13 protein-coding genes and 1 pseudogene are annotated in these 15091 nt (G+C 63.4%); 9 read left to right on the top strand and 5 right to left on the bottom strand.

Annotation, left to right across the window (positions count from 1 at the left end; translation table 11 throughout):
• The first annotated feature begins 62 nt into the window (after positions 1-62).
• The 5 genes and pseudogenes from E6P07_RS08020 to E6P07_RS14215 all read left to right on the top strand — a co-directional run bounded on the left by E6P07_RS08020 (position 63) and on the right by E6P07_RS14215 (position 4306).
• The gene (locus E6P07_RS08020; protein ID WP_153975127.1) at positions 63-536 is read left to right on the top strand and encodes a hypothetical protein; all 474 of its coding nucleotides are present in this window, start codon (positions 63-65) and stop codon (positions 534-536) included.
• Positions 537-825: 289 nt separating this feature from the next.
• On the top strand, positions 826-2076 hold the full coding sequence (locus tag E6P07_RS08015) for a VWA domain-containing protein (RefSeq protein WP_153975126.1): 1251 nt from the start codon (positions 826-828) through the stop codon (positions 2074-2076).
• A gap of 185 nt (positions 2077-2261) precedes the next feature.
• A complete protein-coding gene (locus E6P07_RS08010; RefSeq protein WP_153975125.1) occupies positions 2262-2792 on the top strand; it encodes a PAS domain-containing protein in 531 nt (176 codons plus the stop codon).
• Between the two features lie 14 nt (positions 2793-2806).
• Positions 2807-3844: pseudogene (locus E6P07_RS08005) on the top strand (methyl-accepting chemotaxis protein); the annotation flags it as partial.
• 45 nt (positions 3845-3889) lie between these two features.
• Positions 3890-4306 carry a CZB domain-containing protein gene (locus E6P07_RS14215; protein ID WP_425505162.1) on the top strand — a complete coding sequence of 139 codons (417 nt, stop codon included), beginning with the start codon at positions 3890-3892 and terminating at the stop codon, positions 4304-4306.
• A gap of 47 nt (positions 4307-4353) precedes the next feature.
• Here E6P07_RS14215 and E6P07_RS08000 read toward each other — a convergent pair whose 3' ends face one another.
• Genes E6P07_RS08000 through E6P07_RS07980 form a run of 5 tightly spaced genes read right to left on the bottom strand, consistent with a single transcriptional unit; the run spans position 4354 to position 10027 of the window.
• Positions 4354-4881, bottom strand: a complete 528-nt coding sequence (locus E6P07_RS08000) for a HyaD/HybD family hydrogenase maturation endopeptidase (RefSeq protein ID WP_153975123.1) — start codon at positions 4879-4881, stop codon at positions 4354-4356.
• A gap of 1 nt (position 4882) precedes the next feature.
• Positions 4883-6586 carry a nickel-dependent hydrogenase large subunit gene (locus tag E6P07_RS07995; protein ID WP_153975122.1) on the bottom strand — a complete coding sequence of 568 codons (1704 nt, stop codon included), beginning with the start codon at positions 6584-6586 and terminating at the stop codon, positions 4883-4885.
• The gene (gene hybB / locus E6P07_RS07990) at positions 6583-7785 is read right to left on the bottom strand and encodes a Ni/Fe-hydrogenase cytochrome b subunit (RefSeq protein WP_153975121.1); all 1203 of its coding nucleotides are present in this window, start codon (positions 7783-7785) and stop codon (positions 6583-6585) included. The genes E6P07_RS07995 and hybB overlap by 4 nt, the downstream gene beginning before the upstream one ends.
• On the bottom strand, positions 7778-8800 hold the full coding sequence (gene hybA, locus E6P07_RS07985) for a hydrogenase 2 operon protein HybA (protein ID WP_153975120.1): 1023 nt from the start codon (positions 8798-8800) through the stop codon (positions 7778-7780). The genes hybB and hybA overlap by 8 nt, the downstream gene beginning before the upstream one ends.
• 3 nt (positions 8801-8803) lie before the next feature.
• Positions 8804-10027: a hydrogenase small subunit gene (locus E6P07_RS07980; protein ID WP_153975119.1), complete on the bottom strand. Its 1224-nt coding sequence runs from the start codon at positions 10025-10027 to the stop codon at positions 8804-8806.
• 458 nt (positions 10028-10485) lie between these two features.
• Here E6P07_RS07980 and E6P07_RS07975 point away from each other — a divergent pair, with 458 nt between their 5' ends.
• From E6P07_RS07975 to E6P07_RS07960, 4 genes are read left to right on the top strand one after another with little or no spacing between them, the layout of a single operon-like run.
• Entirely contained in the window at positions 10486-11424 is a 939-nt protein-coding gene (locus E6P07_RS07975; protein WP_246172787.1) for a cytochrome c3 family protein, read from the top strand.
• A complete protein-coding gene (locus tag E6P07_RS07970; RefSeq protein ID WP_153975117.1) occupies positions 11421-12068 on the top strand; it encodes a cytochrome b/b6 domain-containing protein in 648 nt (215 codons plus the stop codon). The genes E6P07_RS07975 and E6P07_RS07970 overlap by 4 nt, the downstream gene beginning before the upstream one ends.
• Positions 12065-14242 (top strand): multiheme c-type cytochrome, encoded by a 2178-nt coding sequence (locus E6P07_RS07965; protein ID WP_153975116.1) that lies wholly within the window; start codon positions 12065-12067, stop codon positions 14240-14242. The genes E6P07_RS07970 and E6P07_RS07965 overlap by 4 nt, the downstream gene beginning before the upstream one ends.
• A complete protein-coding gene (locus E6P07_RS07960; protein WP_153975115.1) occupies positions 14239-15078 on the top strand; it encodes an MBL fold metallo-hydrolase in 840 nt (279 codons plus the stop codon). The genes E6P07_RS07965 and E6P07_RS07960 overlap by 4 nt, the downstream gene beginning before the upstream one ends.
• Positions 15079-15091: the final 13 nt, after the last annotated feature.

Here is a 15091-nt window from a genome sequence, read left to right as displayed (position 1 = left end):
ATCCCATGTCGTCCGAGCCGTTACGCTGCTTGTCGACGACTGGGTTTACTTCGGATTCTCGGGTGCCTGTGGATCGCTGTGAGCTCATCGATCCAGGCAGTCTGATTCCCTTTGCACCTCGCACCAGCGAGCCATTGGATCGCCATCGGCTCGACGTCGCCCTGAGTCGCGGGCGGCATGCCGCCGAGCGGGCGAAGCTGGCTGGCTGTGGCACACTGATCTGTCTGGTCCTCGGTGCCGACGACGCTTTGGCTGGTGGTCACCCGTTTGCTCTATCGAGACCGACGCGCCAAGCGGCCTATGCCGGACTGCGCCGGATCGCCCGCTTCGAGATCGCCGCCCTCACCGGGGCACTGATCGCCGCGGCCCAGATGGGGCTTAGGATGTATCCCCGCGGCAGTCAGGCGCAACTGGCCGCCGAGATCGCGCTCGTGCTCAATCCGGGCGTCTGTGACTGGCTACTCGGATCCCGGCCCCGGCTCGCTCGACCGCAGGATCCGCAGACTCGTGCCAAGCAGCTATTAACCCGGCCCTAAATAAAGATGTGGATTGCGCCTTACGGCGCTCCTACCCCACACCAACGCCTCCCGTAGGAGCGGCTTTAGCCGCGATTAGGGCGGTCGAAAAGGCAATGGCGTGGCGCGCCGGTTTCACCGCCAACAATCGCGCCTTACGGCGCTCTACGGTAGCCAGCACTCACCTTGGTTGGGCCGAGAACCTGAATAGTTACGCCGGGTTAATAATAAGCCGATGAACCCGCTTGTCCGCACTCGCGATTCTCGCTTACAGTCGTTCCCTGAGGCTCGGGGGTTCAGGAGAGACGAGATGCAACTCAGCCGTGGTCAGCGTGTGGCATTGCCGGATCTGATGTCTTCGGTGGACCTCGAGGTCGGCATCGACCTCGAGGGGATCGCGGCCGATGTCTCCTGTTTCGGTGTCGATGCCGCCGGACGGCTTGCCGATGAGCGTTACATGACCTTCTTCAACCAGCCCCAGACGCCCTGCGGCGGTGTGCAGCTTGCGAGTCCGGCGGGCTTCGAGGCCGGATTCCGGTTGGCCCTGGATCAGCTACCGGCCAGCATCGATCGTCTGGTCTTCGTGGCCGCGATCGACGGGGCCGGGACCATGCGGCAACTCACCACCGGGCGCCTGTGCCTGATCGAGCACGGACAGGTCAAGGCCAGCTTCGCATTGCGCGGGAGCGACTTTGCCGATGAGCGCGCCCTGATGCTCGCTGAGATCTACCGCAAGGGCGGGGTTTGGCGTCTGAGCGCCACGGGGCAGGGGTTCAGCGGGGGGCTCGCTGCCCTGGTGCATCACTTCGGCGGCGAGGTGGCCGAGCCGGCACCGGTTGCACCCTCGCCGGAACCGGTGCGGCTGTCCCTGGACAAGCGCGTCGAACAGCAAGCCCCGCAGCTAGTCAGTCTGGTGAAGACCGCGCGGCTGAGTCTGGCGAAGCAAGGCTTGCAAGGCTTGCGCGCACGGGTTGGACTGGTGCTCGATGCCAGTGGCTCGATGGGGCATCAATACAAAAGTGGGCGAGTTCAGGAGCTGCTCGACCGGGTGCTGCCGCTGGCGTTGCACTTCGACGATGACGGCCGTCTCGATGTCTGGGCCTTCGATACCACGCCCAAGCCGCTCGATCCGGCGACCCTGGACAACATCGGCGATTACATCAACACCGTCCGGGGCGGCTGGAAGCGATGGTACGGAGGGACCAACGACGAGCCTCGCGTGATGCGCGAGGTCATCGACCACTACCGCCGCGATCCCCAAGCACCGCCGGCCTATGTGCTATTCGTCAGCGACGGCGGCGTCCACCAGAACCGCGCTATCACCGAGCTCATGCGCGAGGCCGCGCACTACCCCATCTTCTGGCAGTTTATGGGTCTTGGTGGCCGCAACTACGGTATCTTGGAGAAGCTCGATACCCTGAGCGGACGCCTGGTCGACAACTGCGGATTCTTTGCCATCGACGATCTACACGACCTGACCGACGCCCAGCTCTATGACCGACTGCTTCAGGAGTTTCCGAGCTGGTTGCAGGCGGCGCGGGGCCAAGGGATTATCCGCTGACTGCCCGCGCGCACTCAGCGGTATTCTTAAGATCCTCTGTTCGGCCAGGTGCGGTCGCTTCGTACCCCAGACTGTCTCGAGGTCAAACCAAGGCGTCGTCGTTTTTTATCAGGTGACCCAGATGGGCTAGCTGATTTCAGGCGATCGTAGAGCTTGTTGTATCCGAGTCGTTGCCAGAGAACGTCATGAAACGCAACATCGTACCGACACAAAACGAAAGACAATTTGGTGCCGACGAATTCATCGTCACCAAAACCGACCTGAAAGGCCGCATCACCTACGCGAACCGCGTCTTCATGCGCATGGCCGACTATTCGGAAAGCGAGTTGCTAGGTGTGCAGCACAACATCGTGCGTCATCCCGATATGCCGCGCGGCGCGTTCAAGCATTTGTGGGATACGATCCAGACTGGTCGTGAATGGTTCGGCTTTGTCAAGAACATGAGCTCGAATGGCGACTATTATTGGGTATTTGCCAATGTCACGCCGGATTATGAGAATGGTCGGGTGGTCGGTTATTTTTCCGTGCGTCGTCAGGCACCGCGGGCCGCGATCGATTTCTTTGTGCCGATCTATGCTGAGATGCTGCGCATCGAACAAAAAGTAGGGCCAGCCCAGGCCTGTGATGCCTCACTCGCCTGGTTGAGCCAGCGGCTCACCACGCAAGGGCTCAGCTACGAGCGCCTCGTGCTCGATCTGTTCCATCAGTCGCGCTGAGCGAGAGCATCCCCATGTCCGATTTTTTCCAAGGCACAAGCCGTGCCAGTAAAGGCGTCCCCTTCGTATACCAACGAATTGCATGGGGGCTGACGGCGATCGTCCTCATCAATGCCGGGCTCGCTGGCTATCTGTATTGGTTCAATTCGAACGGGATGCTATTCATTTTGCCGATCATAATCGCACTGCTTGGGTGGGGCCTGTTTCACTGGTCGACGCGCCCCCTCGAAACCCTGAGGCGCATGAGCGAGGCGCTGCAACAGGCCAAGCGGGGCAATATGCATGTGCGCATCACCCATACCAAGGGTCTGGGTGAGTTCGGCAAGGTGGCCTGGGAACTGAACGACTTCCTCGACATCGTCGAGGCCTATTTCAAAGATGTCACGACCTGCTTCCAGCGTGCGGCGCAGGAAGATTTCAGGCGCTATGCCTTTATCGAAGGCATGCCAGGGGAGATCGCCAAGTCGATGCAGGGTATCAATCAGGCGCTCGATGCGATGAAGGCCGCTGCGGAGTTCTCGCGCCGCAACCGGCTCAATAGCGAGCTGCATCATCTAAACAGCGGCAGCCTGCTCACCAATCTTGCTGGCAACCAGAACGACCTGGTCATCGTCGCCCAGGCGATGGACAACGTGATGGCACTGGCGGTGGAAAACGAACGCGGCGCCCAGGAAAGCCAGGCGGCCGTGCGCACCATGGTGAGCGATTTCGCCACGATGCGCGAGCGTATGACGCAGACCAGTCAGACCACCCAGGCCTTGGGCGAGGCGACGGTCACGATCCAGCAGACCTTGGGACTGATCTCCGAGATCGCCAAACAGACCAATCTGCTGGCCTTGAATGCCGCGATCGAGGCGGCGCGCGCCGGCGAGATGGGACGCGGTTTCGCCGTGGTGGCCGACGAAGTGAGGAGGCTCGCCGAGCGTACGCGGCTGGCCACACAGGAGATCAATACGATCATTACGACCCTATCGGAGCGGGTGACAGCGATGGTCGCGCAAACCCAGGTGCTCGGGGGCGAGGTGCAGACGCTCGGCGAGCGTGTCGGTCGTTTCGCCAGTCAGTTCGATGCCGTGGCCCAATCGGCCCAGCAGACGATGGCGGCCTTAAACCAGGCCAAAGATCTCGCCTTCGCCTCGCTGACCAAGCTCGATCACGTGATCTATATGCAGCGCGGCTATGTGGCGGTGGAAAAAGGCGGGGAGGGTGAAGAGGTCCAGGCCGTCGGTATCGATCACCACAGTTGTCGGCTCGGTAAATGGTATGAGACGGGCCACGGCAGGCTGGCGTTTTCCGGCCTGCCGGCCTACGCCCAACTCGATGCGCCGCACCGCAGGGTCCATGAGGGTGTGCGCCAAGCCGTCGCCGCCGCCCACCAGGACTGGCTGCACGACCACGCCGCGCTCGACGAGATCGTCGCGGCGATGCGCTCGGCCGAAGAAGGCAGCCGCGAGACGATCCGCCTGATCGGCGAGATGATCCGGCAAAAATACCCACCGACACCCTCGTCTTGAGCGCCAGACCGATACAGCCTGCTTTAGGCCTTGGAGGGTGTGACGTGTTACGGCTGTGTGGCACTGACCCGTTCGAACGCGACCCCCCAGCCGCTCAGGATCGCCCCGACCTGCTCGATCACCGCGGGGATCGCCGCCGCGACCGACGGCGACAGCTCCAGCCCCAGTTCCAGGCACTCCGGGACGATCCCGACCAGGACGATCTCGGTCGGACCATCGTCGAGCCACTGGGCCAACGCCAGCAGGTCCGACAGGCCCAGATGATGCACCGAGAGCCTTGGACTCAGGGCACTTCGGATCTCGGCATCGCGCAACACGGCGATCTGGCCCGGCGGTGCAGCGAGCGCGATGGCATCGATCATCAGGATCCGCCGATGGTCGGCAAACAGCGGAAGCAGATCCAGACCCGAGGTGCCGCCATCGATCAGCCGGATGGCCGGCTCGAAGCGATAGTCGCGTTCGAGTCGGCGCACCACCTGGACGCCTACCCCCTCGTCGCTGAGCAACAGATTGCCCAGCCCAAGCAGCAGGACGTCCGTGCCTGGATCGGTAGGCGTCTCCGACTCCGGCCCCATCTCAGAGTGCCCGCACCCGCACGCTGTCGCGTCGTTTGTTGTCGTGCAGATGGACCGCACACGCCAGACAGGGGTCGAACGAATGGACGGTGCGCAACACCTCCAAGGGACGCTCCTCATCCAGGATCGGGTTGCCGAGCAAGGCGGCCTCATAGGGACCGAGCGCGTCGTTCTGATTGCGCGGCCCGGCGTTCCAGGTCGAGGGGACCACGGCCTGATAGTTCTTGATCTTGCCGTTCTCGATCAGGATCCAGTGCGAGAGCACCCCGCGCGGTGCCTCATGGAAACCGAAGCCCATCTGCTCGCCCTTGGGGAAGACCGGCGGGTTGAAGCTGGTGTAGTCGCCGCGTGCAATGTTGGCGACTAGCGCATCATAGTTTTCGACCAGATTGTCATAGAGCACCTGGGTGCGGATGCAGCGCGCCAGATGACGCCCGAGCGAGGAGTGCAGGGCGCTCATCGGTACCTGGGTCCCGGCGATGGCCTCGATCCGTGCGAGGGCGTCGTTGAGATAGCCGATGGTCCCCTGATGGCCCGCCGCAACCATCGCCAGCACATTGGCCAGCGGCCCGACCTGGGCCGGTTCGTCGAGGAAGGTCGGAGACTTGACCCAGGAATAGGCACCGTCTTCCTGAAAATCGGTGTAATCGGGCAGGGTCTCGCCCTGATAGGGCGAGCGCGGGAAGTCGCCCTGATACCAGCTGTGCTTGATGCTCTCCTTGACATTCTGCTCGAAGAAGGGATCACCGAACTGCTTGACCGGTTGAAAGCGCGCCAGGTCACCCGCTGGGATATAGCCGCCCGGCATCGCGAAGTCCGTCCCCTTGGTGTCGCGCGGGAAGTCGGGCACCGAGAGATAGTTCGTGACGCCCGCGCCATAGGGCAGCCAGTCGGCATAGAGCGCAGCGATCGCGATCACATCCGGTAGATAGACCTGACGCACGAAGGCCCCCAGTGCGTCCATCAGGGTGCGGATCGCGGCCAGCCGCTCCAGATTGAGGGTGGCCTGGTCGTCTGGGTTGATGGCGTTGGCCACCCCGCCGACGGCCAGATTCTGGATATGCGGGGTCTTCGCGCCCAGGATGGCGGTGATCTGGTTGGATTTGCGCTGATAGTCCAGGGCCTCCAGATAGTGCGCGACCGCCATCAGATTGGCCTCGGGCGGAAGCTTCATGGCCGGATGGCCCCAGTAGCCGTGGGCGAAGATGCCGAGCTGGCCGCTCTCGACCAGGCGCTTGACCCGTTCCTGGACCGCGGCGAACTGACGTGCGTTGTTGTTTGGCCAGTCCGAGAGGCCCTGGGCCAGGGTCGCCGTGGCCTTCGGATCGGCCTGGAGCGCCGAGACCAGGTCCACCCAGTCGAGCGCTGAGAGATGATAAAAGTGCACCACATGATCGTGGATGCCGTGGGCAGCGATGATCAGATTGCGGATCAACTGGGCGTTGAGCGGGATCTCCAGGTTCAGGGCGTCCTCAACCGCGCGCACCGAGGCGATGGCATGCACCGTGGTGCAGACACCGCAGATGCGCTGGGTGTAGAGCCAGGCGTCGCGCGGGTCGCGTCCGGTGAGGATGGTCTCGATGCCGCGCCACATCTGACCGCTCGACCAGGCATTGACGACCTTGCCGTCCCGGATGTCGCAGTCGATGCGCAGATGTCCCTCGATCCGCGTGACTGGATCGACGCTGATGCGTGTGCTGGTCATGCCGAAGCCCCTCTCATCGTCGTGTGCTCTGGATAGGATGCCCGGGCGGTCAGGGTAGACTCGGTCTGGGGTGCGACGGCCAGGATCGGTGTCTTCTTGACGAAGAACAGATAGGCCATGACCTCGAAGGCGACGATCGCCAGGGTGATCATCATCTCGCCCACCGCCGGGAAATAGTGCCAACCCGGACCTGGGTTATAGGCGATCAGGAAGGCATCGAAGCGATAGAGCGCCCCGGCCAGCACCACCGCCAGGGCGCTCCAGAACAACTGGGTCGGGCGCCGGCGTCGCTCGGGATCGAGCAGGACCAGGGTCGCATAGAGAAAGAGCACCATCTCCAGCGCAAACAGCCAGGGCTCGCGGCCCGGCCGCCCCAGATAGGCGAGGTCACCGCTGAGCGCCAGCTCGCCGAGCCGGATCACCAGATAGGCGATCAGCAGCCAGGGGATGACGGCCGCGACCCGCGATACCAGATCCGTCTCCAGCCGTCGCCCCAGATGGACCGCCGCATAGAGCGACTCGAACACCACCATGCCGTAGCCCATCGCGATCGCCGTGATCAAAAACAGCAACGGGATGATCGGCGTCTGCCACAGCGGGTGGACTTTGTGCCCAGCGATGATCAGCAGCGAGCCGAGCGAGGACTGATGCATGGTTGGCAGCAGGATGCCCAGACCGATGAAGAAGAACAGCCCATGACGCACCAGGCGTAGCGCGCGCTTGGCCCTCATCGCCTCCAGGATCGCGGGCGAGAACTCGATCCAGAGCACCAGGGTGTAGAGGGTCACGCACAGCGCGACCTCCAGCATCACCGAGTTGAGGTTCATGTACTGGGGCAAGAAGACGTTGTAGAGCTGCCAGTAGCGCCCGACATCGACGATGATCGAGGCCCCGGCCAGGGTGTAGCCAAAGACGCTGGTCAGGAGCGCGGCCCGGATCATGGGGTGGAACTGGCCGCGATTGAAGAGATAGACCAGGAGCGCCATGGCATAGCCGCCGCAGGCGATCGCCGTGCCTGTCACCACGTCATAGGTGATCCAGATGCCCCAGGGGAAGCCGTCGCTCAGGTTGGAGACGGCGCCGATGCCGAAGAGGAAACGACGCAGGGTGAAATAGGCGCCGATCAGGACGATGACCCCGAGGAAATAGAACTCGCGGGTGAGCAACCGCCCGCCAAGCGGACGATAGACCTCAGTCATGGCGGCGCTCCTCTTTGATAGCGGTAGGCGCCCCTGGGTCGTCGTGTCGCTCGGCCTCGGTGCGCCGATAGACGGTATAGACCAGTCCGCCGAGCAGCAGGGTCGGGGCTACCAGACCCTGATAGAGGCTGTGCTGGATGGTCTCGGACAGCCGGGCGCTCGACTCTGGCCCCAAGGGCGGAAGCCCCAGGTTCTCGAAGGGTACGCCCGCCAGCAGCAGGCATTGGGTGCCGCCGGTCTCGGTCTCACCATAGAGATGCGGATAATAGCCGCGCACCTCGGCGCTGCGCCCTTTACCCGAATCCAGGCTGTGGATGGGATAGTCCTGGTGTTCGCCCGGTTTGAAGCTCAGGCGCCGGTGGCCTTCCTCCAGCAGATCCGAGACCCGCCCGAACAGACTGGCCCCGGTCGGGCAGGCCGCGCAACAGGCCGGGATCTCGCCCTTGGCCTGGAGGTGCCGGCACATCTCGCACTTGACGATCCTGGGGAAGGGCTTGTCGTACTGGAACTTGGGGATGTTGAAGGGGCAGGCGAGCTGACAGTACCTGCACCCGATACAGGCGTCCGGGTTGTAGCCGACGATGCCCGTGACCGGATCCTTGGTCAGCGCCCGCACCGGACAGGCCGAGACGCAATTCGGATCCACACAGTGCATGCAGGCGCGCTTGATGAAGCTGTAGCCGTCGTGGTCGCGATCCTTGACCGCCGCCGTACCCTGGGCATAGGCCTTGATCTTGTTCAGGGTGCGGCTGTCGAGATCGCGGCTGGCATCCCAGATGTCCTGTACGCCCTTGGCCTGTTCGAGCGCCGGATCCGTCTCCCTCGGCAGGGCGTTGGTGGTCTTACAAGCGACCTCGCACGCCTTACAGCCGATGCAGAGCGTGGCGTCATAGAGGATGCCGACCGCGTCCGGCGGTAGCTCCCTGGGCGGACGCGCCACGGCACTGCCCGCGGTCAGGGCCGTGGTCGCACCGGCGAGCGCGACCTTGAGGAAATCACGCCGATCGATGTTCATCACTCACCTCGGTTCTGACTCGGTTTTGGGTTGATCCACAGCGCTCGACCTGGCCGCCTCCGCGGCCTCCGCCGCCCTGAGCCTCTGTCCCGCGCCCACGGCATAGACCAAGGCCCCGCCCCCAATGGCCCCGGCCAGGGCCGCACTGGCGAGCGTGGCCCCGCCCGGATGCTCCGCGAATACGTCGGGGAAGAGGGCCGGCGGCGCCACCGACTCGACCTCGGCCTGCTCGTGCAGCGCCTTGTGGAAGCCCACGCCCTGTTCGGTGCAACCGAAGCAGGGATGCCCAATCCCCACTGGCCAGGTGTTGCCGCCCACGTCGCCGAACTCGATGGCCGGACAGTTGGCGTGGGTCTCTGGCCCCTTGCAGCCGAGCTTGTAGAGACACCAGCCCTGGCGATGGCCCTCATCGCCGAACTGCTCGGCGAAGCGTCCGGCGTCAAAGTGCGGTCGGCGTTCGCAGTGGTCGTGGATCAGCCGACCATAGGCGAACAGCGGTCGGCCCTTGGCATCGAGTGCGGGTAGCTTCTGAAGGGTTAGGTAGTAGAGAACGGTCGAGAGCAGGTTGTAGGGCGAGGCCGGACAACCGGGCAGGGTGATGACGGGGAGGGCGGCGCCATCGGCGCGGGTGATGCCCTCGCGCGCGAACGCCTCGGGGATGCCCACGGCCTCGGTCGGATTGGGCGCGGCGCTCTGCACCCCGCCCCAGGAGGCACAGGAACCGATGGCGACCACCGCCGCTGCCTGGGGCGCGATCTCATGCAGCATCTGTTGCGGCGTTTTGCGTGCGACCTTGCAATAGATCCCGCCATCGCGCATCGGTACCGAGCCCTCGACGACCAGGATGAAGCGCCTCTGGTTGCGTGCGATGGACTCGGCCAGCGCCTGCTCGGCCTGACGACCGGCGGCGGCGAGCAGGGTCTCGGAATAGTCGAGCGAGATCAGGTCCAGGATCAGGGACTCGACCGTCGGATGGGTGGCACGCAGCAGCGACTCGGTGCAGCCGGTGCATTCCTGGAAGTGCAGCCAGATCACCGCCGGTCGGCCCTGGGTCTCCTCGATGGCGGCCAGTACCCGGCCCGCCATCCCGAACGGCAGGCCCATCGCCGCCGTGAGGCCGAGTGCAAATTGGATGAAACCACGGCGGCTGATGCCGTGTAATTCGAGCTGATCAGACAGACGCGGTCCGATCTCGATCGGGTCTGGATCACCGGCTAGGTCTTGCATATCGAGCCCCCAATGACAGCTTTATCTCTTCAGGGACCAGGCCGAGCGGCACTCGCGGGATCCGTCTCCACTCGCCCTTAAACAGTCAAAAAGACGATGGCAGTGCGAATTGTCATCCCTGTTGGTCCGCGTTTCGGCGCAGGATCAGTCGCCCAAATTGGCCAAACCTTAGCGATCGCACGATGATTCAATCATTTGGCTTGATCCAGGATTTATAAAAATCAGCTTATATTCCTATACTCAAATAATCTTATAGACCTGGTTTGGCCAGTTGTCCAACCCGATCGACTGAAAGATTGATCTGGAGCAAGTGAACACCCCTTGCTGGCGACGCAAATCTGGTGCCCGAGGTATCGGCAGCGGCCAATTGCAAGGTGTTAAACTTGGGGACAGAGGCAAAGAAGGGCACAGACCACGCGAATGGGGGCGACCCAGTGATGAACGATCGAGATATCTCAATGAGGGCCGGCGGCCGGCTGGCCCAGGCCCTGCTCCTGATGGGCCTGTTTCTCGGTTCGCCCCTAACCGAGGCCGCCATCCAGGGCCGGTTAGGCACCGACAACGCCGATTGTCTGCGCTGTCATCACATGGAGACGCTTGGCTATCGCGACCCAGGCACCGGCGACATCCTCGACCTGCACGTCGATGCTCGGCAATTCGAGCACTCGGCACATGGCGAGCTCCAGTGCGTCGATTGTCATGAAGGCGACTTCGGCCAGTATCCGCATCCGGAGTCGGTGCGCGGGCAGCGGCTCGACTGCGTCGGCTGCCACAAGGAGCTCCACAAGGCCGACAAACGCCACTACACCTTCGAGACCATCGCCGAGGAGTTCGCCTCAAGCATCCACGCCACCTCGGATTCACCCAAGGCCGCGGGATTCGACTGCCATCGCTGTCACGACCCCCATGTGTTCCGTCACTCCGAGGTCGGGCAGCCGCTGGCCGCGATCGTGCAGAAAGACAATCAGCTCTGTCTCTCCTGTCATACCAAGATCCGCGAACCGTACAGCACCGCCCATCTGTGGCTGCCGAAGCGCGATAAGCATTGGGGGTCGGTGCGCTGTCTCGACTGTCATACCCCCTTGACCGATCCTAGCCGTCCGGTCTCACACCAGATCCTGGCTGCCAAAGACAGCAACTTCGACTGCATCAACTGTCACTCCAAGGAGCCGCGCCTGCTTCAGCGACTTTATCGGTACCGTTCCGAGACCGATCTGGCAGGGGGGGGCTGGCTGTCGAAGGCAGTCTTCAATGAGGCCTATGTCGTCGGCATGAGCCGTAGTCCGCAGCTCGACGCACTGGGATTGGGCGTGATCGGTCTGACCTTGTTGGGGCTGATCGCGCACGGCTGGGGCCGCTATCGCGCCTATCGTCGTCTAAAGGAGGATCGGCCATGATCGCCCTCTATCTCTATCCGCGCTGGCTTCGTGCCTGGCACTGGATCAATGCGCTGCTGTTCCTAGTACTGATGTACACAGGTGCCAGCATGCACTTCGCTGGGGGCGGCTGGCTGATGCCGTTCGATCTGGCGGTCACGGTCCATAACACGGCGGGCATCCTGCTGACCCTGGGCTGGATCGGCTTTGTGGTCGGCAACCTCACCACCGAGAATGGGCGGCACTACCGGGTGCGTCTCTCGGGTCTCTTCGATCGGTTGTTTGCCCAGGCGCGTTATTACGGCTATGGGATCTTCCGCAATGCGCCGCATCCCTTCCAGGTCAGCGCCGAGATGAAGTTCAACACCCTCCAGCAGCTCAGCTATCTGGGCGTGATGTACGCCTTGATGCCGTTCTTGATCCTGAGCGGTTGGTCGTTCCTGTTCTCGGTCGCCTTGCCTGAGACGCTCTTGGGCCTGCCGAGCGTGTGGCTGGTGGCCATGGGGCATCTGACCCTGGCCTATCTCCTGGTGCTGTTCCTGCTCGTCCACCTGTACATCATCACCACGGGCGAGACCCTCACCACCAATCTGCGCGCCATGATCACCGGCTGGCATCGCGAGGGCGAACCGAGCCCCAGCCCGACTGAGGAGGCGAGATCATGAACCCCATTGCCCGACTGCTCGACCCCAAGACCCAAGGCCGCCTGATCCTTGGCGCCGGCGTGCTCGTCGTCCTGGCGCTGGCCTATCGCGTTCTCTATCCGGTGTTGTTCGAGACCTATGTCGGCAAGACCAATGCGCCCCTGACCTATGAGAGCAGCCGGCGGGTGACGGAGGCCGAATTCGAGTCCTTAGCCTGGTCGCTGAGCGAGGAGGCGCGTCGACGCAAGGCCGAGTCGATCGTGTCCGCCGATCAGGACCCCTTCGCGCGTCAGGTCAAGATCGAGATGCTGATGAATACCGCGTCCTTCATCCGCGACAGCCAACCGCGCCACATCGAGTATTTCCGCAAGGCCGGCATCCGTCAGTACGAAGGCCCCAAGACCTGTCTGACCTGTCACGCCACCATCGAGGTCGAGCATGCCGACGGTACCCGCTCGACCGTCGATACCCTTGACGACCTGGTCAATTCGGTTCACTTCAAGTTTCAGAGTGCCTCAGGGGGCTTCTCGACCTATGGCTACGACGGACGTCAGGTAAACGCCGGCCCGCACAAGATCCCGGTGGGCAAGATCGACCGCGCCTGCGGGATCCCGGGGAGCTTCACCTGGACCGGCTGGGCGGCCCTGGTTGCGAGCCGTCCAGAGCATGCCAAGGGCGAAGTGGTGTTGCGCAGTGAGGGCTGCGGTCAGTGTCACATCGGTGGCAACTATCAGCCCGCGACCGAGAAGATGATGCCGATCGGCGATGTGCCGAGCCTGGCGAAGGAGGGGATCGACTGTCTGATCTGTCACGCCGCCGACTATGACCTGAACCGGCGCATCGTCATCCAGGATCAGTACGGGTTGCGCTGGGATCAGGATCGCAGTCTGCGCGCCGCACTCAGCGTCGGCCCGATCCGCACCGAGAATTGTCTGCGCTGTCACCAGCACAACATGGGCGGCGATGCCTATGTGCACAATGCCGCGGCCCAGGCACTCGGCTACCAGCACCAGCGCATCCTGCATCATGGCGCCAAGCGCGGCAATCCCTTCAGTCCCCAAGACGACGCCCACGCCGCTGCCGGCATCCAGTGCATCGACTGCCATCGTCCCGAGGGTCATAAGATCCCGCGCGGGCGCATGGGGGTGGACCTGGTCGCCAACGACCTCCCTGGCAAGGAGGTCTCGTGCGAGACCTGTCACACACGCGCGCCGCACAACCACTCCAAGGACAAGGCGTTGCTCAACGGCCATATCGCGCGTCTGGCCTGCGAGACCTGCCATATCCCGCGTCTGGAAGACCACAATGTGGTGCTGCGCGACTGGGTGCATCCGACCTGGAACCCGGAGGAGGGGATCTGGGAACCGACCGATGTCTATCGCTCGGGCGAGCCGGGCAAGGGCTTGATCTATCTCTGGTTCAACGGCAATGGCACCTTCCTGGCCAATGCCCTGGGCAACAATCCGAACGGTACCGACACCTATGATCCGCTGATGCAGCAGATGGCGCGGATCACCGATCCCGAGGTCATCGCCGCCGTGCGCGCCAAGGCGATCGAGCTCAAGGAGCGGTATCCCGACATCGAGGTCGAGCGCTATGTCCGAATGGCGACCGATCCTTTGTCGCAGCTTACGCCCGAGCAGCTCGAACGGCGCCGGGCCATGATCCAGACCAATCTGCGCGCGGTCATGAACGAAGGGAAGAGTCGGATCTATCCGTTCAAGCCCTTCAACGCCATGATGTACGAGGACATGTCCAACCAGGGGCCATTTGGGGCCATGATCCTGCCCTTCGACTACAACGTCTATTACGAGACCGGCGACACCCAGGCCGCCGTCAAGCGTGCGATCCAGGATCCGATCGTCCGGCGCATGTACCAGGAGCCATTCAAGCGTTACATGATGGATGAGTTCATGGCCTATTTTGGTGTGAGCGGCGGCTGGAAGACGATCTATCCGCTCGTCGAGGACCGGCTCGTCAATGTCGAGCCGCATTGGATGCGCCAGATGGGCACGCTCATGGTCAACCACGGCATCCAGCGCAAGGGCCATGACTGTGTCGATTGTCACGCGCCCAATGGCCTCCTGGACTTCGAGCGCCTCGGCTATCCGCCCGAACGGGTCGCCGAGCTCCAGGATCTGGAACTGCTCAGGTCGCCACCGGCCACGGAGACCCTGGGATCGACTGCGCCATGATCCGGAGCCTGACCATCACCCAGCTCGCGGAGAACGCGGCCAGCACACCGGGTCTGCTCGGTGAGCATGGTGCGTCCTTTTTCATCGAGGCCGAGGCACACTGTCTGCTGCTCGATACCGGTCAGGGGCTGACGCTGCGACACAATGCGGCACGGCTCGGGATCGCACTCGAACGGGTGACGGCAGTCATGCTCAGCCATGGGCACTACGACCACAGCGGCGGGCTGGACACGGTGATCGCGTGCACCGGCGGCGCGATCGATCTCTATCTGCATCCCGAGGCGCTGGCGCCCAAGTTCAACCGCGATGGGCGCGCGATCGGCGCACCCATCGCCGATCCGGAGTCCCTGCGATCACGGGTGCGACGGCTGATCCTCGACCCTGGACCGGTCGAGATCGCGCCCGGTATCCAGCTCAGTGGCGAGATCCCACGCCGCCATGCCATCGAGGACACCGGTGGCCCCTTCTATCGTGACGCCGCACGCACCCAGATCGACAACCTACCCGACGATCAGGCGCTCATCATCGACACCCCGCCGGGGCTGGTGGTGGTGCTCGGCTGCGGACATGCCGGGCTGATCAACACGCTCGAACACGTCCAGAGGCTGGTGCCCGGACGTCCGATCCACGCGGTCCTGGGCGGGACCCATCTGCTGCGCGCGAGCGCCGAGCGGCTGGACTTTACCGTCGGCGCGCTCGCCGGGTTCGGGATCCAGTATCTGGCCCCCAATCACTGTACCGGATTGGCGGCCAGTTGCCTGCTGCGCCGCCACTTCCCGGATCAGTTCCACGAATCCCCCACGGGCAGCGTGCATCGGTTTGGAGCGGCGGTCTGAGTGTTTTCGTGGA

This window comes from Thermochromatium tepidum ATCC 43061 (genome assembly GCF_009664085.1).
Taxonomy (GTDB): domain Bacteria; phylum Pseudomonadota; class Gammaproteobacteria; order Chromatiales; family Chromatiaceae; genus Thermochromatium; species Thermochromatium tepidum.
Note: the sequence above shows the minus strand (reverse complement) of the source record. Positions and strands in the feature narration are given on the sequence as shown.

Excerpts from the sequence above, each read along its gene's own strand:
- E6P07_RS07980 (WP_153975119.1), bottom strand. The coding sequence starts at position 10,027 with ATGCAAGACCTAGCCGGTGATCCAGACCCGATCGAGATCGGACCGCGT.
- E6P07_RS07960 (WP_153975115.1), top strand. The coding sequence starts at position 14,239 with ATGATCCGGAGCCTGACCATCACCCAGCTCGCGGAGAACGCGGCCAGC.
- E6P07_RS08010 (WP_153975125.1), top strand. The coding sequence starts at position 2,262 with ATGAAACGCAACATCGTACCGACACAAAACGAAAGACAATTTGGTGCC.
- E6P07_RS08000 (WP_153975123.1), bottom strand. The coding sequence starts at position 4,881 with ATGGGGCCGGAGTCGGAGACGCCTACCGATCCAGGCACGGACGTCCTG.
- E6P07_RS07965 (WP_153975116.1), top strand. The coding sequence starts at position 12,065 with ATGAACCCCATTGCCCGACTGCTCGACCCCAAGACCCAAGGCCGCCTG.
- hybB (WP_153975121.1), bottom strand. The coding sequence starts at position 7,785 with ATGACTGAGGTCTATCGTCCGCTTGGCGGGCGGTTGCTCACCCGCGAG.
- E6P07_RS07970 (WP_153975117.1), top strand. The coding sequence starts at position 11,421 with ATGATCGCCCTCTATCTCTATCCGCGCTGGCTTCGTGCCTGGCACTGG.
- E6P07_RS08015 (WP_153975126.1), top strand. The coding sequence starts at position 826 with ATGCAACTCAGCCGTGGTCAGCGTGTGGCATTGCCGGATCTGATGTCT.
- E6P07_RS07995 (WP_153975122.1), bottom strand. The coding sequence starts at position 6,586 with ATGACCAGCACACGCATCAGCGTCGATCCAGTCACGCGGATCGAGGGA.
- E6P07_RS07975 (WP_246172787.1), top strand. The coding sequence starts at position 10,486 with ATGAGGGCCGGCGGCCGGCTGGCCCAGGCCCTGCTCCTGATGGGCCTG.
- E6P07_RS14215 (WP_425505162.1), top strand. The coding sequence starts at position 3,890 with ATGGCGGCCTTAAACCAGGCCAAAGATCTCGCCTTCGCCTCGCTGACC.
- hybA (WP_153975120.1), bottom strand. The coding sequence starts at position 8,800 with ATGAACATCGATCGGCGTGATTTCCTCAAGGTCGCGCTCGCCGGTGCG.